22 protein-coding genes are annotated in these 20,759 nt (G+C 72.5%); 14 read left to right on the top strand and 8 right to left on the bottom strand.

Going from position 1 to position 20,759, the window contains the following annotated elements; genetic code table 11:
* Positions 1-14: 14 nt before the first annotated feature.
* The 4 genes from BUB75_RS36060 to BUB75_RS36045 are packed head-to-tail and all read left to right on the top strand — an operon-like array spanning position 15 to position 3,182.
* The gene (locus BUB75_RS36060) at positions 15-308 is read left to right on the top strand and encodes a hypothetical protein (protein ID WP_073264034.1); all 294 of its coding nucleotides are present in this window, start codon (positions 15-17) and stop codon (positions 306-308) included.
* On the top strand, positions 305-634 hold the full coding sequence (locus BUB75_RS36055) for a Zn-ribbon domain-containing OB-fold protein (RefSeq protein WP_073263847.1): 330 nt from the start codon (positions 305-307) through the stop codon (positions 632-634). The genes BUB75_RS36060 and BUB75_RS36055 overlap by 4 nt, the downstream gene beginning before the upstream one ends.
* Positions 631-1,782 carry a thiolase C-terminal domain-containing protein gene (locus tag BUB75_RS36050; protein WP_218617974.1) on the top strand — a complete coding sequence of 384 codons (1,152 nt, stop codon included), beginning with the start codon at positions 631-633 and terminating at the stop codon, positions 1,780-1,782. Before BUB75_RS36055 ends, BUB75_RS36050 begins: the two co-directional genes overlap by 4 nt.
* Positions 1,779-3,182, top strand: a complete 1,404-nt coding sequence (locus BUB75_RS36045; protein ID WP_073263843.1) for an aldehyde dehydrogenase — start codon at positions 1,779-1,781, stop codon at positions 3,180-3,182. Before BUB75_RS36050 ends, BUB75_RS36045 begins: the two co-directional genes overlap by 4 nt.
* Positions 3,183-3,218: 36 nt before the next feature.
* On the opposite strand, the gene BUB75_RS36040 is transcribed toward BUB75_RS36045, so the two are convergent.
* Positions 3,219-4,385, bottom strand: a complete 1,167-nt coding sequence (locus tag BUB75_RS36040) for an acyl-CoA dehydrogenase family protein (RefSeq protein ID WP_073263841.1) — start codon at positions 4,383-4,385, stop codon at positions 3,219-3,221.
* 38 nt (positions 4,386-4,423) lie between these two features.
* Positions 4,424-5,056, bottom strand: coding sequence for a TetR family transcriptional regulator (locus tag BUB75_RS36035; protein WP_073263839.1), 633 nt, complete (start codon positions 5,054-5,056; stop codon positions 4,424-4,426).
* Between the two features lie 74 nt (positions 5,057-5,130).
* On the opposite strand from BUB75_RS36035, the gene BUB75_RS36030 reads away from it, so the two are divergent.
* Positions 5,131-6,183: a PDR/VanB family oxidoreductase gene (locus BUB75_RS36030; protein WP_073263837.1), complete on the top strand. Its 1,053-nt coding sequence runs from the start codon at positions 5,131-5,133 to the stop codon at positions 6,181-6,183.
* A gap of 33 nt (positions 6,184-6,216) precedes the next feature.
* Positions 6,217-8,532, top strand: a complete 2,316-nt coding sequence (locus tag BUB75_RS36025; protein WP_073264032.1) for a CaiB/BaiF CoA-transferase family protein — start codon at positions 6,217-6,219, stop codon at positions 8,530-8,532.
* A gap of 25 nt (positions 8,533-8,557) precedes the next feature.
* On the opposite strand, the gene BUB75_RS36020 is transcribed toward BUB75_RS36025, so the two are convergent.
* Positions 8,558-9,322 (bottom strand): SDR family NAD(P)-dependent oxidoreductase, encoded by a 765-nt coding sequence (locus BUB75_RS36020; protein WP_073264030.1) that lies wholly within the window; start codon positions 9,320-9,322, stop codon positions 8,558-8,560.
* Between the two features lie 194 nt (positions 9,323-9,516).
* On the opposite strand from BUB75_RS36020, the gene BUB75_RS36015 reads away from it, so the two are divergent.
* Positions 9,517-10,764 carry a cytochrome P450 gene (locus BUB75_RS36015; protein WP_073263835.1) on the top strand — a complete coding sequence of 416 codons (1,248 nt, stop codon included), beginning with the start codon at positions 9,517-9,519 and terminating at the stop codon, positions 10,762-10,764.
* Here BUB75_RS36015 and BUB75_RS36010 read toward each other — a convergent pair.
* A complete protein-coding gene (locus tag BUB75_RS36010; RefSeq protein ID WP_073263833.1) occupies positions 10,739-11,356 on the bottom strand; it encodes a TetR/AcrR family transcriptional regulator in 618 nt (205 codons plus the stop codon). The two genes, BUB75_RS36015 and BUB75_RS36010, sit on opposite strands and share 26 nt — an antisense overlap.
* A gap of 119 nt (positions 11,357-11,475) precedes the next feature.
* Here BUB75_RS36010 and BUB75_RS36005 point away from each other — a divergent pair, with 119 nt between their 5' ends.
* The 6 genes from BUB75_RS36005 to BUB75_RS35980 are packed head-to-tail and all read left to right on the top strand — an operon-like array spanning position 11,476 to position 17,631.
* Positions 11,476-12,342 carry an SDR family NAD(P)-dependent oxidoreductase gene (locus tag BUB75_RS36005; protein ID WP_073263831.1) on the top strand — a complete coding sequence of 289 codons (867 nt, stop codon included), beginning with the start codon at positions 11,476-11,478 and terminating at the stop codon, positions 12,340-12,342.
* Complete coding sequence (locus BUB75_RS36000; protein ID WP_073263829.1) at positions 12,339-12,536, top strand: ferredoxin; 198 nt, start codon at positions 12,339-12,341, stop codon at positions 12,534-12,536. The genes BUB75_RS36005 and BUB75_RS36000 overlap by 4 nt, the downstream gene beginning before the upstream one ends.
* On the top strand, positions 12,533-13,711 hold the full coding sequence (locus BUB75_RS35995) for an aromatic ring-hydroxylating oxygenase subunit alpha (RefSeq protein ID WP_073263827.1): 1,179 nt from the start codon (positions 12,533-12,535) through the stop codon (positions 13,709-13,711). Before BUB75_RS36000 ends, BUB75_RS35995 begins: the two co-directional genes overlap by 4 nt.
* Positions 13,708-14,589, top strand: a complete 882-nt coding sequence (locus BUB75_RS35990) for a GNAT family N-acetyltransferase (protein WP_073263825.1) — start codon at positions 13,708-13,710, stop codon at positions 14,587-14,589. The genes BUB75_RS35995 and BUB75_RS35990 overlap by 4 nt, the downstream gene beginning before the upstream one ends.
* Positions 14,590-14,617: 28 nt before the next feature.
* A complete protein-coding gene (locus tag BUB75_RS35985) occupies positions 14,618-16,120 on the top strand; it encodes a class I adenylate-forming enzyme family protein (protein ID WP_073263823.1) in 1,503 nt (500 codons plus the stop codon).
* A complete protein-coding gene (locus BUB75_RS35980; RefSeq protein WP_073263821.1) occupies positions 16,120-17,631 on the top strand; it encodes an aldehyde dehydrogenase family protein in 1,512 nt (503 codons plus the stop codon). Before BUB75_RS35985 ends, BUB75_RS35980 begins: the two co-directional genes overlap by 1 nt.
* Here BUB75_RS35980 and BUB75_RS35975 read toward each other — a convergent pair.
* Both BUB75_RS35975 and BUB75_RS35970 read right to left on the bottom strand, forming a co-directional pair.
* Positions 17,628-18,722, bottom strand: a complete 1,095-nt coding sequence (locus tag BUB75_RS35975) for an LLM class flavin-dependent oxidoreductase (protein ID WP_218617973.1) — start codon at positions 18,720-18,722, stop codon at positions 17,628-17,630. The genes BUB75_RS35980 and BUB75_RS35975 overlap by 4 nt on opposite strands.
* Positions 18,723-18,732: 10 nt before the next feature.
* Entirely contained in the window at positions 18,733-19,164 is a 432-nt protein-coding gene (locus tag BUB75_RS35970; protein WP_281248428.1) for a zinc-binding dehydrogenase, read from the bottom strand.
* A gap of 56 nt (positions 19,165-19,220) precedes the next feature.
* Here BUB75_RS35970 and BUB75_RS48935 point away from each other — a divergent pair, with 56 nt between their 5' ends.
* Positions 19,221-19,340: a hypothetical protein gene (locus BUB75_RS48935; protein ID WP_425430913.1), complete on the top strand. Its 120-nt coding sequence runs from the start codon at positions 19,221-19,223 to the stop codon at positions 19,338-19,340.
* Here BUB75_RS48935 and BUB75_RS35965 read toward each other — a convergent pair.
* Positions 19,306-20,118 carry an SDR family NAD(P)-dependent oxidoreductase gene (locus BUB75_RS35965; RefSeq protein ID WP_073263815.1) on the bottom strand — a complete coding sequence of 271 codons (813 nt, stop codon included), beginning with the start codon at positions 20,116-20,118 and terminating at the stop codon, positions 19,306-19,308. The genes BUB75_RS48935 and BUB75_RS35965 overlap by 35 nt on opposite strands.
* Positions 20,115-20,681 (bottom strand): TetR/AcrR family transcriptional regulator, encoded by a 567-nt coding sequence (locus BUB75_RS35960; protein ID WP_073263813.1) that lies wholly within the window; start codon positions 20,679-20,681, stop codon positions 20,115-20,117. The genes BUB75_RS35965 and BUB75_RS35960 overlap by 4 nt, the downstream gene beginning before the upstream one ends.
* Positions 20,682-20,759: the final 78 nt, after the last annotated feature.

Below are 20,759 nucleotides of genomic sequence, written 5' to 3'. Positions count from 1 at the left end.
GGAGTGTGTCCGTCATGTCTGACGAGTTTCGCGAGCTGTTCGAGCGCCACGTCGGGTACGTGGTCGCCGGGGACATCAAGGCCGCGCTGGCCGACATGGTCCCGGAGCGGATCCCGGCGGTGTTCGAGGGCGTGACCGTGCCCGGCGGCGAGGTGACGGACGCGCGGATCGTCGACGTCCGCCGGGACGGCGAGACCTGGATCGGCGAGGCCGTGTACGAGACGCCGAACGGGCCGGTCGGGCTGCGGTCGATCTGGATCCTTCACGAGGGTGCGTGGAAGGCGAACGCGCTGGAGAACTTTTCGTGACCGACGCCGGGCAACTGGTCGTGCAGCGGTGCCGGGGCTGCGCCACGTGGCTCTGGGGCCCACGCCGGATCTGCCCGTCCTGCCACGGCTTCGACCTGGGCTGGGAACCGGTCGCGGCCGAGGGCACGGTCTACACCTGGTGCCGCAGCCACCATCCGTACGTGGCCGAGCTCGAGGTGCCGTACACGACCGTGCTCGCGGAGCTGCCCGGCGCGGGAAACGTGCGGGTGCTCGGGCTGCTGGCCGCCGGATCGCGCGCGCCCGCGATCGGTGACCGGGTGGTCGGCGACGTGAACTCGTCGACCGTGTACTGGCGGGTCGCGTGAGGGGCGCGGCCGCGGTCGTGGGCGTGGCCGAGCAGCACTACCGGCGGGGGCGGGCGCCCGGCGACGAGCACCGGATGGCGCTGGAGGCGATCCTGGCGGCCTGCCGCGACGCCGGTGTCTCGCCGCGCGAGGTCGACGGGTTCGTCTCCTACGCCGGTGGTGACCTGTCCGGCCCGGTGCTCGGCGCGGACCTGATGATCGACGAACTGCGCTGGTCGTCGATGGTGTGGGGCGGCGGGGGAGGCGGGGCAGCGGCCGCCGTGGTCACCGCGGCCGCGGCGATCGCGGCCGGGCAGGCCGAGTGTGTCGTCGTCTTCCGGGCGATGGCGCAGGACGACACCGGGCGCCTCGGCTACGCGAAGTACCACTTCGACGACCGGTACGTGGCCGCGGGCGTCGGCGCACCCGCACACGTTTGCGCGCTCCGTACGCAGCGAATGCTCGAGCACGACGGTGTACCGCGGTCGGCGCTGCGTGCGCTCGTCCGCGCGGCGTACCACCACGCGCAGCAGAACCCGTCGGCGAGCGGCTACGGGCGGCCACTGGACGACGCCGCCTACGAGGCGTCCCGGCTGATCGTCGAGCCGTTCCACCTCTACGACTGCTCGCGGGAGAGCGACGGGGCGGTCGCGCTGCTGCTGGTGTCCGCCGAGCGGGCCCGCGCGTTGCGTCCGGACCCCGCCTACGTGATCGCCGGAGCCCAGGGCGCGCCGGGCGGGTACTCGGAGCACGGCGAGAACGACGCCGAGTACACGAGTGCGGGGTTCCGCACCGTCGCGGGCCGCCTGTGGGCGTCGGCAGGCCTTCAACCGTCAGAGGTGGACGTCGTGCAGGTGTACGAAAATTTCAGCGGACCCGCGGTGGCGTCGCTGATCGACCACGGGCTGGTGCCGCCCGGGGCCGACGCGGGCTCCGTGCTCACGCTGGAGAACCTGATCGCGCCGAGTGGACGGCTGCCGCTGAACACCAGCGGCGGCAACCTCGCGGACAGCTTCGTCAACGGGATGGGGCTGGCGGTCGAGGCGGTCCGGCAGATTCGCGGCACGTCGACCAACCAGGTGCCGGGAGCGCGGACGTCACTGTTCATCGGAGGCCCGATGGCACCGCTGGTGAGCTCGGTTTTGTTCGGGTCGGAGGAGGCGCTGTGATCTTCATCGACGGGGCTTTTGTGGAGCCCCGGACCGGGGTGACCGTCGACGTCGTCGAGGCGGCGACCGGGAAGCCGTTCGACACGGTGACGCTCGGCGGGCGCGCGGACGTCGACGCGGCGGTGGCCGCCGCGAACCGGGCGTTGCGGGGGCCGTGGGGGCAGTGGGCGCCGTCTGCGCGGGCCGAGGCGCTCGACGCGTTCGGAAAGGCGCTGCGGGCGCGTGGTCAGGAGACCGCCACGCTCGTGACCCGCGAGAACGGCATGCCGATCACGCTCTCGTCCGTGGTGAACGGCCGGGGCGCCGCCGCGATCATCCGGTACTACGCGCGGCTCGCGGAGTCGCTGGCGTTCGAGGAGACCCGGCCGAGCCTCGCGGGCGGGCGGCACGTCGTCCGGCGGGAACCGGTCGGTGTCGTCGCGGCGATCACCCCGTGGAACTACCCGCAGGCGCTCGCCGCGATGAAGCTCGGACCGGCGCTGGCGGCCGGGTGCACGGTCGTGCTCAAACCGCCGCCGGAGACCGCGCTCGACGCGTTCGTGTTCGCATCGGCCGCAGTCGAGGCCGGTCTCCCGCCCGGCGTCATCAACGTCGTGCCGGGGGACCGCGACGCGGGGGAACACCTGGTGACCCACCCCGGCGTCGCGAAGGTCGCGTTCACCGGCTCGACGGTCGCCGGCCGGGCGATCGGTGCGGCCGCCGGACGGCTGCTGCGCCCGGCGACGCTCGAGCTCGGCGGCAAGTCCGCGTCGATCGTGCTGGCGGACGCTCCGCTCTCGGCGTTCGTCGCGGCGCTTCCCGCCGTGTCGCTGCCCAACAACGGGCAGACCTGCCACGCCTGCACGCGGATCTTGGCGCCCCGTTCCCGTTACGACGAGATCGTGGACGCGGTGACCTCCGCCGTCCGGTCGCTGGTGGTCGGGGATCCGCTGGAGCCCTCCACTCAGATCGGGCCGCTGGTGAGCGCGGCCCAGCGCGACCGGGTGCTGAGTTACGTCGCGGGGGCGTCCGCCCGGCTCACCACCGGCGGGCGCGCCGTCGACGGTCCGGGCTGGTTCGTCGAGCCGACCGTCTTCGCGGACGTGGACAACCGCTCCCGGATCGCCCAGGAAGAGATCTTCGGCCCGGTGCTGGCCGTGATCCCCTACGGCACCGAGGACGAGGCGGTGGCGCTGGCGAACGACTCGGAGTACGGGCTCGGCGGCACGGTGTGGACGGCGGACGAGGAGCATGGTTTGGCCGTCGCGCGCCGGATCGAGACCGGCACGGTGGGGGTCAACCACTACGACCTGGACCTGGCCGCGCCGTTCGGTGGGGTGAAGGCGAGCGGGTTGGGTCGGGAGCTGGGCCCCGAGGGCCTCGAGCCGTACCTCCGCCTGCAAACGATCTACTTGGGCTAAGGCGGCGCGCGCTGTGCGCGCTCGCCGCGCCGGTGCTCAGGGGCGGCCGATGAGGTCGCGGCGGATGATCTCCTTCATGATCTCGTTCGTCCCGCCGTAGATGCGCTGGATCCGGGAGTCCAGGTAGGCCTTCGCGACCGGGTACTCGGTCATGTAGCCGTACCCACCGTGCATTTGGACGCCGGCGTCGATCACCTCGCCCTGCAGATCGGTGGCCCAGTACTTCGCCTTCGCCGCGTCCACCGCCGACAGCGTCCCGGCGTTCCACTCGCGCACGCAGCGGTCCACGAACGCCCGGCTGACGTCGATCGCGGTGGCCAGCTCCGCCAGCCGGAACGCCAGCGCCTGGAAGTCGCCGATGCGGCTGCCGAACGCGGTGCGCTGCCGGACGTAGTCGAGCGTCCACGACAGCACGGCCTCGGCGGACGCTTGCCCGGCGATCGCGATGCCGAGGCGCTCCAGCGGCAGGCTGCCCATCAGGTACTCGAACCCGGCGCCGATCTCACCGAGCACGTTCCGGTCGGGGACCCGCACGGCGTCGAAGAACAGCTCGGCGGTGTCCTGGGCGTGCAGGCCGACCTTGTCGAGTTTGCGGCCACGGCTGAAGCCGGGCATGCCGTCCTCGACGACGAAGAGGCTGAACGTGTCGCGCCGCGCGTGGCCCGAAGGTTCGTCCTCGGTCTTCGCGAACACGATGACGAGGTCGGCGAGGATGCCGCTGGTGATGAACGTCTTGCTGCCCCGCAGCACCCACGCGTCGCCGTCGCGGGTCGCGGTGGTGGAGATGCCGCGCAGGTCGCTGCCCGCCGCCGGTTCGCTCATCGCGATCGCGCCGATCGTCGTCCCGGTCGCGAACCCGGGCAGCCAGCGGGCCCGCTGGTCGGCGTCGGCGTGCCGGAGCAGGTAGTTCAGGACGATGTCGTCGTTGGTGGAGAAGCCCGACTGCAGCGCCGACGCGCCGACCCGCGCGATCTCCTCCTGGACGACCACCCGGAACCGGTAGTCGGTCTCACCGGAACCGCCGTACTCGGCCGGGACCGCGAGTCCCAGCAGACCCTGGGCACCCGCCGCCAGCCAGGTCTCCCGGTCGATCAGCCGGTCGGCGTCCCACTTCTCCATGCGGGGGACGACCCGGGTGGTCACGAACCTCCGCACGGTCTCGCGGTAGGCCTCGTGGTCGGCGTCGAAGAGGTCGGTCCGCACGGTGGCTCCTCCGGCTCGGTTACCTATCCCTAATAGGTTTAGGCGAGCGCGGAGTCCGACGCAAGCGTGCCGGCCAGAAACGCCCGCACCGTCGCCTCGAACAGCTGCTTGGGCGTCAGCGGATTGTCCGCGACCGCGCGGGCCAGCGTCGGGTGGGTCGCCGAATCGACGCCGGGGAAGATCGACCGCCGGGTGGCGTGCGGCCGCAGAGCCTCGCTCACGGTCGCGCTGACGCTCAGCTTCTCCATTCCGTCCAGGATGCGGACGTGCAAGTGGCGCGGGACGCCGCAGTGCTCCAGGTAGGCGGCGACCTCCTCGTAGAGGTGGGTGAGCTCCTCCCGGGGCGGGAACTGCAGCAGGATCGGTGCGGCGTGGCGGTGCCGCAGGATCGCCGTGCGGAAGTTGAGCGCCAGCTGGACGAGCCAGTCGACCCACTTCTGCGGGTCGGCGGGCTTCCGGGGCATGACGGTGGCACCCGCGATGGTTCGGGAGACCGCGGCGAGGATCTCCGACTTGTCGGCGAAGTGGTGGTACAACGACGGCGCGCGGACGCCGAGCTCGCGCGCCAGCCGGGGAAGGCTGAAGCTGTCCAGCCCCTCGGTGTCGATGATGCGGATGGCGGCGTCGACCGCCGACGTGCGGTTGATCAACGGCTCGCGGGGCCGGGGCATGGAGGTTCCTCCGCTCTCTCGGTTTCGAGCCTACAGTCATTAGGTTTTGTGCTACCGTGCCGGGTCGTAACCTAATGGCAATAGGTTTGGGGGTGGTGGCCACGAACAGCTACGTGGTCGCTTCCGTCGACGCGGCGGCGGACGACGTGGTCGCGCTGACGCTGGAGCCGGTGGAGTCGGGGGCCGTGCCGCCGTGGGAGCCGGGCGCGCACGTCGATCTGGTGCTCGGCGAGTCGCTGGTGCGGCAGTATTCGCTCTGTGGGAGCCCGGACGACCGGTCGTCCCTGCGGATCGCGGTGTTACGCGAGCCGGGCGGCCGGGGCGGGTCGCGGTTCGTCCACGAGCGGCTGCGGCCCGGCGCCCGGGTGGCGATCGGGGGTCCGCGGAACCGGTTCCCGCTCGCACCGGCGCGGGCCTACCGGTTCGTCGCGGGTGGCATCGGGATTACGCCGCTGCTGCCGATGATCCGCCGGGTGGCAGCGGAGGGCGCCGACTGGCGTCTGCTGTACGGCGGCCGCACCCGCTCGTCGATGGCGTTCGTCGACGAGCTGGTCGCCCTAGGCGCGGCCGCCCCGGACGCCGGGCGCGGCGCTCGGGTCGGGGGTCGGGCGGGCGCCGTTCGCGCCGGCGCGGCGGGCGAGGGCTCGACTGCGGACCGGGTTGAGGTGCGGCCGGCGGATGAGGGTGGGCTGTTGCCGGTGGCGGCCTTCGTCGCGGACGCGTCGCCGGGAACGGCGGTGTACTGCTGCGGCCCGGAGCCGCTGCTGCGCGCGGTGGAGGACGCGTGCGCGGCGCGGCCCGCGCTGACGCTGCACACCGAGCGCTTCGCACCCCGGGCCGAGCCCGTTCCCAGCGGGGCCGGGGCGTTCGAGGTGGAGCTCGCCCGGTCCGGCCGGGTGCTGCCGGTCGCCGCGGACGTCAGCCTGCTCCAGGTCCTGGAGGACGCCGGGGTCGCGATCGAATCCTCGTGCCGCGAGGGCACCTGCGGCACCTGCGAGACAACCGTCCTCGGCGGCGATCCCGACCACCGGGACTCGCTGCTCACCGACGACGAGCGAGCGGCCGGAGACGTGATGTTCCCGTGCGTGTCCCGGGCGCGGTCCGCCCGGCTGATCCTTGACGTCTGACCACCCGACCGTCCCGATTCCGAAGGAGTGCTCGTGGATTTGCCGCTGAGCGGGGTGCGCGTTCTCGACCTCACCGACGGCCCGGCGCAGTGGTGCGGTCGGTACCTGGCCGACCTGGGCGCCGACGTCGTGCTGGCCGAACCGCCGGGCGGGTCGCCGTCCCGGTTCGAACCACCGCTGCACGCCGGGCAGAGCCTCCCGTTCGCGCTGCGCAACGCGAACAAGCGCACGACGGTCGGCGCGCCCCCGAGCTCGGGGCTGCCGGGTGCGGGGCTGCTGGCCACCGCGGACATCGTGCTCGACTCGCGGCGCTCGGTGGCTCCGGGCGACTACCCGGACGCGGTGGTCGTCTCGATCACGCCGTTCGGGAACACCGGGCCGTACGCGGACTGGTCCGCCCCCGAGCCGGTGCTCGCCGCGCTCGGTGGGGTGCTGTCGCGCTCCGGGTTACCGGGCCGGCCGCCGCTGCTGCCCCCGGCCGGGCTGGTCGACGGGGTGGTCGGCGCGCACGCCGCCTGGGTGGCGCTCGCCGCCTACCTGCGGCGGCTGCGGACCGGCGCGGGTGAGTACGTCGACGTGTCCGCGCTGGAGTGTGTCGTCCACGGGTTCGACCCCGGCTTCGGGACGCAGGGCACCGCGGCAGCCGGACGTGCCGAGACGTTCCCGCGCGACCGTCCGGAGGCGCGCAACTTCTACCCGGTGTTCGCGTGCCGGGACGGCGAGGTGCGGATTTGCCTGCTGGCCAAGCGTCAGTGGCGGGCGATGTTCTCCTGGCTCGGTGAGCCCGCGGAGTTCGCCGATCCGCGCTACGACACGATCCCGGCGAGGTTCGCCGCGGCCGACCGGCTGCACCCGTTGATCGCCGCGCTGTTCCGGGATTTGTCGCGGGAGGAACTGGTCGCCGAGGGCGTGCGCCGCGGGGTGCCGGTCGCGGCCGTGCTCACGGTGCCCGAGGTGCTCGGGGCCGACCACTTCGCCGTGACCGGCGCGCTGGACGACGTCGAGATCGCGCCGGGGGTGACCGCCCGCGTGCCGACCGGGTACGTGACGCTCGACGGAAAACGCGCCGGAATCCGCACCCCGGCGCTCCAGGCCGACCACGCGACCTGGCTGCCCGCCCACCCCGCCGAGGAGGTCACCCCCCGCGCGGCCGGCTCGGCCGGCGCGGCTGACGCAGCCGGCGGGGCGGACGTGGCGTGGGCGGTCCCGCCGGTGGGGGCGGGGGATCCGCCGCTGGCGGGGTTGCGCGTGCTCGACCTCGGCGTGATCGTGTTCGGCGCCGAGCTCGGGCGGGTGTTCGCCGACCTCGGCGCGGACGTCGTCAAGGTCGAGAACCCGGCGTTCCCGGACGGGTTACGGCAGTCGCGCCGCGGCTCCGGCACGAGCGCGTCGTTCGCGTGGGGCCAGCGCAACAAGCGCAGCATCGGCGTGGACCTGCGCCACCCGGACGGCGCGGCGCTGTTCCGTGCGCTGGCCGCCGAGGCCGACGTCGTCCTCGCGAACTTCAAGCCGGGCACGCTGGACGCGCTCGGGTTCTCCCCGGCGACGCTGGCCGCGCTGAACCCGCGGCTGGTGATCTCCGACAGCAGTGCGTTCGGTGACACCGGGCCGTGGAGCAGCCGGATGGGGTACGGGCCGCTGGTGCGGGCGGCGACCGGCGTCACGGCCCGCTGGCGCCCGGCGTCCGAAAGTGACTACTGCGACGGTGCGACCGTCTACCCCGACCATATCGCCGCGCAGCTCACCGCCGTTGCGGTGCTCGCGTCGGTCATCGGACGGGTGCGCACCGGCCGGGGGCGGACGGTGGGCGTCGCCCAGGCCGATGTCGCGCTGCTCCAGCTCGGGACGCAGTTCGCCGCGGCCTCGCTGGGGCTGTCGCTTCCGGAGCCCTGGCCGGAGCCCGCGGTGGTGGCCTGCGCGGGCGACGACGAGTGGTGCGTGATCGCGGTTCGCGACGACGCCGACCGGGCCCGTCTCCGCGCGGTCGTCGACAGCGACGCGTCGGTGGCGGAGTGGGCCGCGTCGCGGACGCCGGATGAGGTGATGCGGACGCTGCAGGCGGCGGGCGTCCCGGCCGGTGCCATGCGGCGGTTGCCGGACGAGCTGACCGACCCGCAGCTGACCACCCGCGAGGCGTTCGCGACGCTCCACCACGACGACCTGCCCGAGCCGCTGCCCACCGCGGCACGGCCGGCGCGGTTCGCCGCGATCGGTGACCCGCCGCTGCGCCCGGCGCCGCGGCTCGGGCAGCACACCCGCGAGATCTGCGCCCCGCTCGCCGACGTCGACGCGTTGCTCGAAGCGGGCGTGCTGCACGAGGACAGCAGTGTCACATCCCCGACGTCATAGCACCGGAGATGTGACACCGCTCCGCTCAGTGGCCGGACATCCCACCATCGACGGCGAGCGTGGTGCCGGTGACGTAGCCCGACGCCGGGGACGCCAGGAACAGCAGCGCGGCATCCAGTTCCCGCTGCGTCCCCAGGCGTCCGAGCGGCGAGTGCGCCAGGAACGTGCCGAGGTTCTCCTCGGACATCTCGGCGATCATGTCGGTGGCGACGAACCCCGGCGCGATCGCGTTCACCCGGATGCCGCGCCGTCCGGCCCACTGCTGCGACAGGTCCCGCGTCAATCCGAGCAGGCCGGCCTTGCTCGCCGAGTACGCGGCCTGGGGGAGCGAGGAGGCCACCAGCCCGAGCACGCTGGCCACGTTGACGATCGCGGATCCGGGCGCCATGACCCGGGCGCACGCCTGGCTCATCCAGTAGGCGCCCATCAGGTTGACGTCCACGACCGACCGGAACGTGTCCGGGTCCTCCCGCAGTGCGGGCACCACCGCGCTGACCCCGGCGTTGTTCACCAGCACGTCGACCCGCCCCAGCGACTCCACGGCCCGCTCGACCAGCGCCGTGCACTGCTCGGGCGACGTCACGTCGGTCGGCACCGTCACGCACTGCCGCCCGAGCTTCTCGACCGCGACCGCCGTCTCGGCCAGTCCCTCGGCCCGCCGCGCGCCGAGGACGACGTCCGCACCGGCCTCGGCGAGCGCGATCGCGAACCCGGCGCCCAGGCCGGAACTCGCGCCGGTCACCACGGCCACGCGGCCGTCGAGGCGGAAGAGGTCGAGAACGGTGGTCACCGGCACTCCGATCGTCCGAAAACTGTCGCATTTACCGAAAGACTTTAGGGGAAATGCGATCACGGTTGACCGGTGATCCGCATCACCACTAGCCTACAACCTTTAGGGAGATCGTTTCCCTTTCCCGGCTCCACCCGCACTCCGCGGACGACGCGCACCGGCGCGACTACGTCAATTCCGACAGGAGGCTCCCCATGCCCACGACGACCGAGGACGTCTCACCCGACCGCGTGGTGGACTTCGACATCTACGATCCGGCGGTCACGATTCCGGTCGACCGCATGCAGGAGCACGCCGCGGCGCTGGCCCGGAAAGCGCCGCTGGTGTACTCGACGGCCCACGGCGGCCACTGGATCGTGACGCGCTACGACGAGGTCCACGAGATCCTGCGCAGCCCCGACCTGTTCTCCAGCCATCCGAACAACCTGGTCGACGCCGGGCAGGGCAAGTTCATCCCGCTCGAGCTCGACCCGCCGGAGCACACCGCGTACCGGTTCGCGCTGCAGCCCCTGTTCAACCCGGCGCGGATGCGGGCGCTCGAGGGGCAGATCCGCGACCTGGTCAACGAGCTGATCGACGGGTTCGCGGCGCGCGGCGAGGCGGAGTTCGTCGCGGAGTTCGCGCACGAGTTACCCACCCGGGTGTTCCTCGCGCTGATGGGCTGGCCGATGGCCGACGCACCGCTGTTCACCGAGGCGACCGAGGTGGCGCTCAACGGACGGCCCGGCGACACGCCCGAGCAGGCCGACCAGTCGCGCGCCGAAGCCGCGATGTCGATGTTCGCGTACTTCGGAAAGGTCGTGGCCGAGCGCCGAGGGCCAGAAGGGGTAGTCGGGAATGACGTCACCGCGGAGCTGATGCGTGCTCCGGTCACCGTGGACGGTGCGGAACGCCTGCTCACCGACGAAGAGCTCACCCGGATGTTCTTCCTGCTGCTCATCGCCGGACTGCACACCGTCCAGGGCGCGCTGGCCTGGGGTGTCATGCACCTGTCGGCGAACCCGGAGCAGCGTCAGCGGCTCGTCGACGACGCCGGCGCGGTCCCGGACGCCGTCGAGGAGATCCTCCGCTACGAGGCGGCCGTCTCGATGGGCCGCCGGGCACGGCAGGACGTCGAGATCGGCGGCGTGCACGTCAAGGCAGGCGACCAGCTCCTGCTGCTGCTCTGCGGCGCGAACCGCGACGAGTCCCAGTTCGAGGCACCGGACGAGCTGCGCATCGACCGCACGCCCAACCGCCACCTGGCGTTCGGATCCGGCCCGCACCGCTGCATCGGCTCGCACCTCGCGCGGATCGAACTGCGGATCGCGCTGGAGGAGCTACATCGGCGCCTCCCGGACTACCGGCTCGACCCGGCCAACCCGCCGCTGACGCTGCCCAGCCAGGTGCGCAGCGTCGCGAAGCTGCCAATTCGGTTCACGGCAGTGCCGCCACGCCCATGAGAAACGCCCGCACCGACGCGACGAACCGCTCCTCGGCGTCCAGCGAATTGGCCGCGATCGCGGCCGCCAGGCGCGGCTGCTGCTCCGGGTCGACGCTGGGGAACGGGTTGCCGTCGGCGGCCCGCGGTGCGGTGGACTCGATCAGCGCGTTGCCGAGCACGAAGCGCTCCAGCCCGTCGAGGATCAGGACGTGCGCCGACGTCGGGATGTCGGTGGTCTCCGCCAGGAGGACCGCCGACTCCTCGTAGAGCGAGGTCAGGACGTCGCGGGGCAGGAACTGCAGGAGCACCGGTGCGGTGTTCGGGTGACGCAGGATCGTGCGCCGGAAGTTCACCGACAACTCGACGAAGTACTCGGTCCACTCCGCGTCGGGACGCCGCACCGGGATCGGCGTCTCCCGGACAACCGCTCGGGCGATCTCGGCCAGCAGTTCGGCCCGGTCGCGGAAGTGGTGGTAGAGCGACGGCGTCCGGATGCCGAGTTCGTCGCCGAGCCGCGGCAGGCTGAACGCCGCATAACCGTCCCGGTCGAGTAGGTCGATCGCGGTTCGCAGGATCGTTCGCCGGGTGAGCTGAGGGGGTGCGGCTGGCATGCGTCCGATTATGCCGGAAGGTGATCCGACCGTTCGCCACCGCCACCCGCGAATCTCTTGACGGCATTTACCTAAAGCATTTAGGCTTACGAAATAGCTACCCTAGAAAGGGACTTCCCATGGCACGACTCGAGGGCAAAGTCGCCGTCATCACGGGTGCCGGCTCCGGATTAGGACGCGAGGCCGCGCAGCTGTTCGCGGCCGAGGGCGCCAAGGTCGTCGTGATGGACGTCCTGGGCGACCGCGCCGAAGGCACGGTCAAGCTCGTCACCGAACAGGGTGGTGAAGCGGTCGCCGTACAGGCCGACACGACGATCGAAGCCGACGTCGCCCGCACGATCCGGACCGCGGTCGACACGTTCGGAAAGCTCGACATCGCGTGGGCCAACGCCGGGATCGTCTCCCGCGGTGGCGTCCCGTCGGTGATGGGCGGCGAGCAGCTGGAGTTCGAGGACTTCCCGGTCGAGGACTGGGACGCGGTGCTCGGCGTCAACCTGCTCGGCCCGTTCCTCGTCGCGAAGCACGCCACGCCCGCGCTACGGGCGAACGGCGGCGGGGTCATCCTCGTGACGTCGTCCGCGGCCTCGTTCGTCGCGTACCACAGCATCGCGCCGTACTCGGCGACGAAGGCCGGCGTCAACGGCCTGGTCCGCGGCCTCTCGCTGGACCTGGGCAAGTACGGCATCCGGGTGAACGCGCTCGCCCCCACCCACGGCATGTCCCCGAACTTCCTGCTGCCCGAGGGTGCGCCGGTCGTCGGACAGTCCTACGAGGAGACGGCGGGCCCCTGGGATCCGGGGCTGTCGCCGATCCCGCTCAAGCTCAACCGGCCGCCGTCGCTGCGGGACAACGCCTACGCCGCGTTGTTCCTCGCCTCCGACGAGTCGGCCTACATCTCCGGGCTGACGCTGCCTGCTACCGACGGCGGCACGCTGGCCCGCGTCGCCATGCAGTTCCCGGAGGACGAACCCCGACCGACCCGATGAGGCTGGACGTCGACCGGCGCGCCTGCGCCGGCCACGGGCTCTGTTACGGCAACGCGCCCGACCTGCTCGACTGCGACGACCAGGGCGACCCGATCGTCCTGGTCGACCCGGTGCCGGAAGCCCTGCTCACCGACGCCCGAGGCGTCGTCGACGGGTGCCCAGAAAGAGCACTGACGCTGGAGGCAGCACCATGACGAGGCCGATCGTCCCGCGTGAGGACCGGATCCGGCGCACGCTCGACCACCTGCGCAACGAGACCACCGACGAGTACGAGACCGTGAGCGCGTTCTACCCGGACGAGTTCACCGACCCGCTGCTCGCCGGCCGCGAGCGTGACCTGGTGTTCGGCCGGGTGCCGTCGATCGTCGCGCACAGCTCGGAACTGCCCAGGCCGAACGACTTCCTGACGCTGCAGATGCCGCGCAACCGGATCATCGTCGTGCGGCAGCGCGACGGCGGCGTCAAGGCGTTCGTGAACCTCTGCCGTCACCGCGGCGCGCTGCTGGAGGAGCAGGAGAAGGGCCGCTGCCGGCTGTTCTCCTGCGGGTACCACCGCTGGTCCTACGACACCGACGGCAGCCTCCGCGCGGTGACCAAGGACAGCACGTTCGGCGAGATCGACCGGTCGAAGTACGGGCTGGTCGAGCTGCCCTGCGAGGAGCGGCACGGGTTCGTCTGGGTGGTCGACGACGCTGTGCCCAAAAAGGAGGGCACAGGGATCGACGTCGCGGATTGGCTCGGTCCTGACCTGGACCCGATGCTGGCCGAGTACCACCTCGAGGACCTCGTCGCGTTCCGCGCGGAGGGGTTCGACGAGCCGGTCAACTGGAAGATCATGCAGGACGCGTTCCTGGACGGCTACCACATCCAGTACGCGCACCCGAACACCGCCGGAAAGCACATCCACACGAACGTGCTGACGGTGGAGGACTTCGGACGGCACGCGCGGTTCATCTCGCCGCGTAAGTCGATCGACCGCTGGCTGGAGGAGGACCCCGGCGACCGCAGCCTCGCGAAGTACGTCACCGAGACGCACTTCCTGCTGCCGAACAGCACGTTGCTGCGCCAGCCCGACCACTTCCAGCTGCTCACGTTCCGGCCGCACCCGAAGGACCCGGGTCGGTCCCGGATGGAGATGCGCCTGCTCGTGCCGACCGTCTCTGCTTCCGGGATGGCTGAGGACGAGTGGTCCGGGCGCTGGCAGAAGAACTGGGACATCCTGATCGCGGTGCTGCACCAGGAGGACTTTCCGCTGCTGCGCGGCTCGCAACAGGGGATGGCCAGCGCCAACGCCGGGTCGATGGTGCTGGGCCGCAACGAGGTCGTCAACCAGATCTTCCATCGCGAACTCCGCCGGCTGCTCACGTGATCGAGCACTCCTGGCGCGACGAAATCCCCGACGCGGAGGCGGCCGAGGTGCGGGAGCTGCTGGCCGTCTGCGCGAAGGCCGACGCGGAGGCGGGCTTCAACCGGCCCGAGCCCCCGTGCGGTGGTTCGCGGCACCTGCTCGTGCGGCTGCTACCGGACGAGCGCTGGGGTGGCCACCGGTCCGGCGTCCGCCGCCTCGCGGCCTACCTGCAGGTCCGCGGTCGCGAGGCCGCCTACGTCGTGCATCCGGACCTGCGGTCACGCGGCCTCACGACGCTGCTGGTCGAACAACACGCGTTGGACGACGTCCCGGGCTGCACGATCTGGGCGCGCAACAACCATCCCGCGGCGGCGCGGCTCGCGCAGAGGTTCGGCGTGCGGGCCGCCCGGCGCGAGTGGCAACTGCTGGCACCGCTGCACAGCGCGGAACCACCGCCCGGCCTCCGTCCGGCCACCCCCGCGGACGACCTCACCACCCTCTGGAGCGAGGGTAGCCCGCCGACGACCGCCACAGCCCTCGTCGCGCCCGCGGGCCGCGGGCTCGACGGCTCCGCGGCCCGCGACGCGGCGCCCGGGACTCCGGCGCCCGGCGGTCCGGCGTCCGGTGGCTCCGCCGCGAGTGCGGGAGCGCCGCGCGGGGCGGTGTGGTTCGACGCCGCAGCTCGGGAGGCGACCGAGTACGGGCCGGCCGGGCGGATCCACGCGGTCCGCGGCGGGCCGGTCCGCCCGCTGCTCACCGCTGCGATGGCCGCGCTGCACGACGCCGGGCTCCGCGTCGCCGTCCTCACGATCCCCTCCACCGAGAGTGAACTCGTGCACGAGGCCCGCACGCTGGGGTTTCGTCACGATCAGACCGACGTTCAGTACCTGATTCCCTGACCCGCAACGAGGCGTGGGAGAGAAACTCGTGGCTACTTCGATAGCATCCGCAGTGCGCTGGTGGGCCCGCACGGATGGCGGGCGCACCGCGCTGACGTTCGGCGCCGACTCCGTCTCCTACCGGTCGCTCAACGACTGGTCGAGCCGCATCGCTCGCACGCTGGTCGACCGCGGCGTCGCCCCCGGTGACCGCGTCGGTCTGCTGGGCGGCAACACCCCCGAGTGGGCAGCCACCGCGTACGGGGTCATCAAGGCCGGTGGCGTCCTGGTGCCGCTCAACCCGCGGTTGGTCGCCGCCGAGCTGCACAAGCTGTTCACCGACTCCGGCCTGACGCTCGTCGTCACCGACGCCGCACACAACGGCACGCTCGACGAGGTCGGGCTCCCGGTCCCGCGGATCGGCCTCGACGAGATCACCGCGCTCCGGACCGGCGGCACCGACGACTTCCAGATCGACCGCGCCCCCGACGAGCCGGTCGCGATCCTGTTCACCAGCGGCTCGACCGGCCTGTCGAAGGGCGTCGTCTGTACGAACCGGACGCTGCTGGACATCGTGTTCGAGGCTTCGCTCACCCAGGACGGGTTGCGTCCCGGCGGCAGCAGCCTGCTGCTGCTCCCGCTCTGTTTCACACCCGGCCTGGTCTGGGGCCTGGTCATGTCCACGGTGCTCGGCGGGACGCTGTTCGTCGAGGCGGAGCTGAACCCGTCGCGGGCCGTGCGGATCATCGCCGAGCACCGCATCGGCACGCTGTTCGGTGTCCCGCTGATCTGGGAGGCGCTCGCCGCGGCCCCGGAGTTCACCGACGCGGACCTGTCGTCGCTGCGCACCGCCGTCGTCGGTGGCGCCGCCGTCTCGGTGCCGCTGCTGCAGGCCTGGGCCGCCAAGGGCGTCGCGCTGCGGCAGATCTACGGCATGACCGAGGCCGGCGGCATCGCCACCGCGACGCTGACCTCGGAGGCCGCCGACCACCCCGGCTCGTGCGGCAGCGGCTCGATCTTCACCGAGCTGAAGGTCGTGCGCGCCGACGGTACCGAAGCGGCACCGGGCGAGCAGGGTGAGGTCCTGCTGCGCGGCCCCGGCGTCACGCCCGGCTACTGGAACGACCCGGAGACGACCGCGCGGGCGCTGCGCGACGGCTGGCTGCACAGCGGCGACCTCGGCGTCCGCGACGAAGCCGGCCGCCTGACGTTCGTCGACCGGCTGAAGGACCTGATCATCTCCGGCGGTATCAACATCTCGCCGGTCGAGATCGAGGCGGTGATCAGCGGCATCCCGGGCGTGGCGGAGGTGGCGGTGATCGCGGCGAAGGACGACCGGTTCGGCGAGACTCCGGCCGCGATCGTCAGCGGCTCGGTCGACGCGGGGACGGTGGTCGCCGCGTGCGACAAGGCGATGGCCGACTACAAGGTGCCCCGGTACGTCGTCGTGCGGCCGGAACCGCTGCCCCGGCTGGCCAGCGGAAAGCTGTCCAAGCGCGCGATCCGCGACGAGTACGCCGACGTGAACGAACGATTCGAGAAGGTGCGCTGATGCAGGATCTGCTCAACCGCGTCGGGGGCGAGTGGCGCGAGTCCGCCACCGGGCGCTGGATCGACGTCGAGGACCCCTCGTACGGCACGGTGTTCGCCCGCATCCCGGACAGCTCCGCGGCCGACGTGGACGACGCCGTGCGCGCCGCGCGGACCGCGTTCGACACCGGCGAGTGGCCCCGGTTATCGGTCGCCGAGCGGGCCGCGCTGCTCCGCCGCCTCGCCGACCACCTCGAAGCCCGCGTGCCGGAGCTGACCGGCGCGCTGGCCCAGGACACCGGCACCGCCGCCAAACTCTGCGGTGCGCTGCAGGTCTTCGGGCCGGTGGTCAACCTCCGGGGCTTCGCGTCGATGGAGGACCTGCTCGCGGCGCCGACCGTCTGGGACCAGAGCGGACCGGCCGGCGACGGCCAGTGGCGGGTCACGCGCGAGCCGATCGGTGTCGTCGCCGCGTTCGTGCCGTACAACTTCCCGCTCTACGAGGCGGTCTGGAAGTTCGCCCCGGCGGCGCTGGCCGGCAATACCGTCGTGCTCAAGTCCGCGCCGACCACCCCGGTCGGCGTCCAGGAATTGGCGAAGGCGGCCGAGGCGGTCGGCTTTCCGCCCGGCGTCCTCAACGTTGTTCATGGTGACGCGGACGCGGGCAGCGCGCTGGCCGCGCACCCCGGCGTCGATTTCATCAGTTTTACCGGCAGTTCGGGCGTAGCCCGGAAGGTGATGGCCGCCGCGGCGGCCAACCTCACGCCGGTGATGGCCGAGCTCGGCGGGAAGTCACCGGCGGTCGTCCTGGATGACGCGGATCTGTCGCTCGCGGTCCGCGGCACGGTGTTCTCGTCGATGATCCACGCCGGACAGGTCTGCGTGGCGACAACCCGCCTGCTGGTGCCCGACCACCTCTACGAGGAGGCGGTCACGGCGGCCGCGCACTACGCGGACCTGCTGACGGTCGGTCCGGCGCTGGCCGAGGGTACGGACGTCGGGCCGGTGAACAACGCGGCGCAGCTGGCGAAGATCGAGCGGATCGTGGCGGCGGGCGTGGCCGAGGGTGCGGTGGTGGCAGCGGGTGGGCGCCGGGCGTCCAAGGTGGCCGAGGGCGGGTACTACTACCGGCCCACGGTGCTGCGCGACGTCGCGAACACGATGTCGGTCGCGCGGGACGAGATCTTCGGGCCGGTGCTGTCCGTGCTGGCGTACTCCTCGTTGGACGAGGCGGTCGCGGTGGCCAACGACTCGCCGTACGGGCTCGCGGCGTCGGTGTGGAGTCAGGACGAGGAGCGCGCGCGGCAGGTCGGCGACCGGCTGCAGGCCGGTTTGGTCTGGATCAACGACGCGGGCGCGATCGACGTCGCCCGGACGCCGCTGGCCGGGCGGAAGCACAGCGGGGTCGGAACCGAGCTGGGCCCGGACGGGTTGTACGCGTACACGCTGCCGAAGAGCGCGTGGGCGTCGCACGGCAAGGGCGCGCAGGCGGCGGCGTACGGGATGATGCTGCACCCGGAGCTGGCGGGCTAACCCCGGCGCAGGGCCGGGAGGACCTCCGTCGCCAGGCGGTGGATGCACGTGAGCGTGTCCTCGCGGCTCCCGGCGGCTTCGACCGCGAGCAGCAGGCGGGAGGCTCCGGTGACCTTCGCGGAGTGGCGGAGCCGCTCGATGCACAGCGCGGTGTCGCCGACCGGGTGCAGGTCGAGGAGGTGCTGCGTGTACTCGTGCGGGTCCCGGCCGGGCCCGGTCGAACCGTCCAGCCGGACGTACTCCGCGGTGCGCGCCAACCGCCCCGGCAGCGTCGCGGTGATGCGCGCCCGAGCCTCGGCGACCGTGTCCGCGACGTAAGCCAGATGCGCCACCGCGGGCCCCGGAACGCCCAGGGCTGCGCCCGGGGCCGCGTCCCGGCCTGGGCCGGCGTCCGGGCCTGGGCCGTCGCCCGGACGCGCGTGTGCGCGCGGTGTGGCGGCGGCTCGGGCGGCGTCGAGAATTGCGCGGTGTTCTTCGGGGGAGGCCTGCATGCCGAGCAGCACCGGAAGCCCACGCTCGGCCGCGAGCGTGGCGGTCGCGGCCGACGTCGCCGCGACCCACACCGGCGGCCGCGCGACCGGCCGGGGGACCACCCGCACCGGCCGGAACCGGTGGTGGTCCCCGTCGGCCCCCACCGTCTCGGCGCCGGAGAGCCAGCGCAGCAGCAGGTCCAGCGACTCCGGGAACCCGTCCTGGTAGCGGGCGAGCCCGGTACCGAACACCTCGAGGTCGACCCACGGCCCGCCCCGCCCGACGCCGAGCGCGAAGCGCGTTCCCGCGACCGCCGCCAGCATCGCGGTCTCCTCGGCGAGCGCGACCGGGTGCCGCGCGGAGAGGACGGCCGCGGCGGTGCCGACCATGATGCGCCGCGTCCGTCCGAGTACGTGGGCGGCGAGCGTGATCGCCGACGGGCACGCGCCGTACGTCAGGAAATGGTGTTCGGCGAGCCAGACGCCGTCGAACCCGGCGTCCTCCGCCGCGATCGCGTAGTCGACGGCCGAGCGCAGCGCGGCCCCGTGGGCATCGCGCAGTTCGTCCGAGCCGAGCCCGGCCAGCAGGAACAGGTCAACGGCGAGTCGGTCACCAGTCACACGACGGGATTCAACCATCACCGTACGAACCGGACATCGCCGCGGTGGCGGCCGCGCTCTCGCCGGGCGGGACGACGCGCAGCACGATCTTCCCCTGTAGATGTCCACGCTCCGCGCGGCGATGAGCGGCGGCCGCCTCGGCGAGCGGGAAGACGCTGTCGAGGCCGACCCGGACCAGGCCGGAGTCGATCAGCCCGGCGAGCGCGGCCATCTGCGCACCGTCCGAGTGGACCTGACCGCTCGGGAACGTGATGCCGCGGGCGGCCGCCTCGTCGCGGTGGTACTCGCCGAGGAAGACCGGGCTGATCGTCCCGCCGGGTTTGACGACCGGCAGGAACCGGTAGCCGTGCGGCCCGCCCACCGTGTCGACCACGTGATCGACGTCGCGCACGAGGTCGGCGACCGGCTCGGTCGTGTAGTCGAGGAACCGATCGGCGCCCAGTCCCAGGAGGAACTCCCGGTGCCGGCGCGGTACGGCCGGACCTCACCGGCGCGGAGCTGTTCGAGCTGGTCACCGCCGTCGGATGGGTCGCGGAGCAGTCGGCCCACCCGGAGGAGCGGCGGGAACGCCTGCTCGCGCTGGTCACCGAGGGGCTCGCGCGAGCAACCCCTCGGTGATCGTGTGCAGGCGCATCGCGTCGGCGGGGTCGAAGTGCGCCGGGTCGAGCGGCCTCCGGACGCCTTCGTGGACGGCGGTGACCCGGTCCTCACCGGCATCGAGGTACGGCAGGATCTGCGCGACGCTGGTCGCAACGGACTTGCCGGTCACCTTCAGCTGCTCGACCTGCGCGGCCGTCACCGCGTCGTACTCCCCGGCGAAACTCGTCACGACGACGCCGGGGTGGTTGAGCACGTAGCGGACGCCCAGCTCGGCGTGTAACGCGCTGAAGCTGACCGCGAGCAGGTCGTTGAGCCGCGCGGCGTGCCCCATCGCGCGGACGCCGTGGTAACCGTGGGCGAGCTGGAGATCGTCCCAGCGCACCGCGTTCGGCGCCCCGGCACCGCCGAAGTTGAGGACGACCGGGTCCGCTGCCCGCCCGAGCGACGGAGCCAGGCCATGGCTGAGCAGGAACCGGCTCAGGTAGAACAGCGCGAAGTTGCTCTCGAAACCATCCGGGGTGACGACGCGCCGGGACGAGCAGAAGCGCGCGCCGAGTACCAGCGCGTCGATCGCCGGAAATCGCTCGGCGAGGTGGTCGACGAGCCGCCGCACCTCGCCGACGCGGCGGAGATCCACCGGCAGGAAGTGCGCCCGGTCGCCGCCCGCCGCGACGAACGCGTCGCCCTTGGCGCGGCTCCGTCCGATCACGACCACCTCGTGCCCGCGGCGTAAATAGACGTCGGCCAGCGCCCGGCCGATCCCGTCGGTGCCGCCGCTGATCACCGCTGTGCTCATGCCGTGACCCGCCCCACCATGCCGCGAAGGGTGGCGTCGATGAGGCGCTCGGACTGTTGCTCGGACTGGCCGTGGGTCCAGGCGGCGGCGTTCATCAGCGTCGTGAGGTCGTCGTCGGTGACCGTGGCGTCGAGGGCGCCTGCCCGGCGCGCCGCGGCCGCGATCCGGTGGGTGAGGTCGGCCATCCGGGCGCAGTCACCGTGCAGTTCGGACGCCGCGTCTCCCGGCCCGGCGGCGAGCAACTCGGCGAGTCCCCGGTACGTCGCGGCGTGCACGCTGCACGCCCGCACCCAGGACCGCAGCGCCTCGGCGGGCGGCTGCTCGGCGAGCAGCGTCTCGCCGTGCCCGAACAGCGCGTCGTGGCGAGTGCGCAGCACGGCGGCGATCAGCGCTTCGCGGCGGGGAAAGTGCCCATAGAGCGTGCCGACGGCGACCCCGGCCGCGCGCGCGATGCGCTCCAGCGACGCGTCGGTGCCGTCTCGGCGGAACGCGTCCTCGGCGGCGGCCAGCAGCCGCTCCGCGTTGCGCTGCGCGTCCGCGCGTGGGCGGCGCTGGGTTGGCATTCCGTCCTCCGTGGTTAATTCGAGGATGCCTCAGGTTAATATCCCGAGGCATCCTCGACTTTAACGGGAGGTGGATCG

The sequence above is a fragment of the Cryptosporangium aurantiacum genome (assembly GCF_900143005.1).
In the GTDB taxonomy this organism is placed as follows: domain Bacteria; phylum Actinomycetota; class Actinomycetes; order Mycobacteriales; family Cryptosporangiaceae; genus Cryptosporangium; species Cryptosporangium aurantiacum.
Note: the sequence above shows the minus strand (reverse complement) of the source record. Positions and strands in the feature narration are given on the sequence as shown.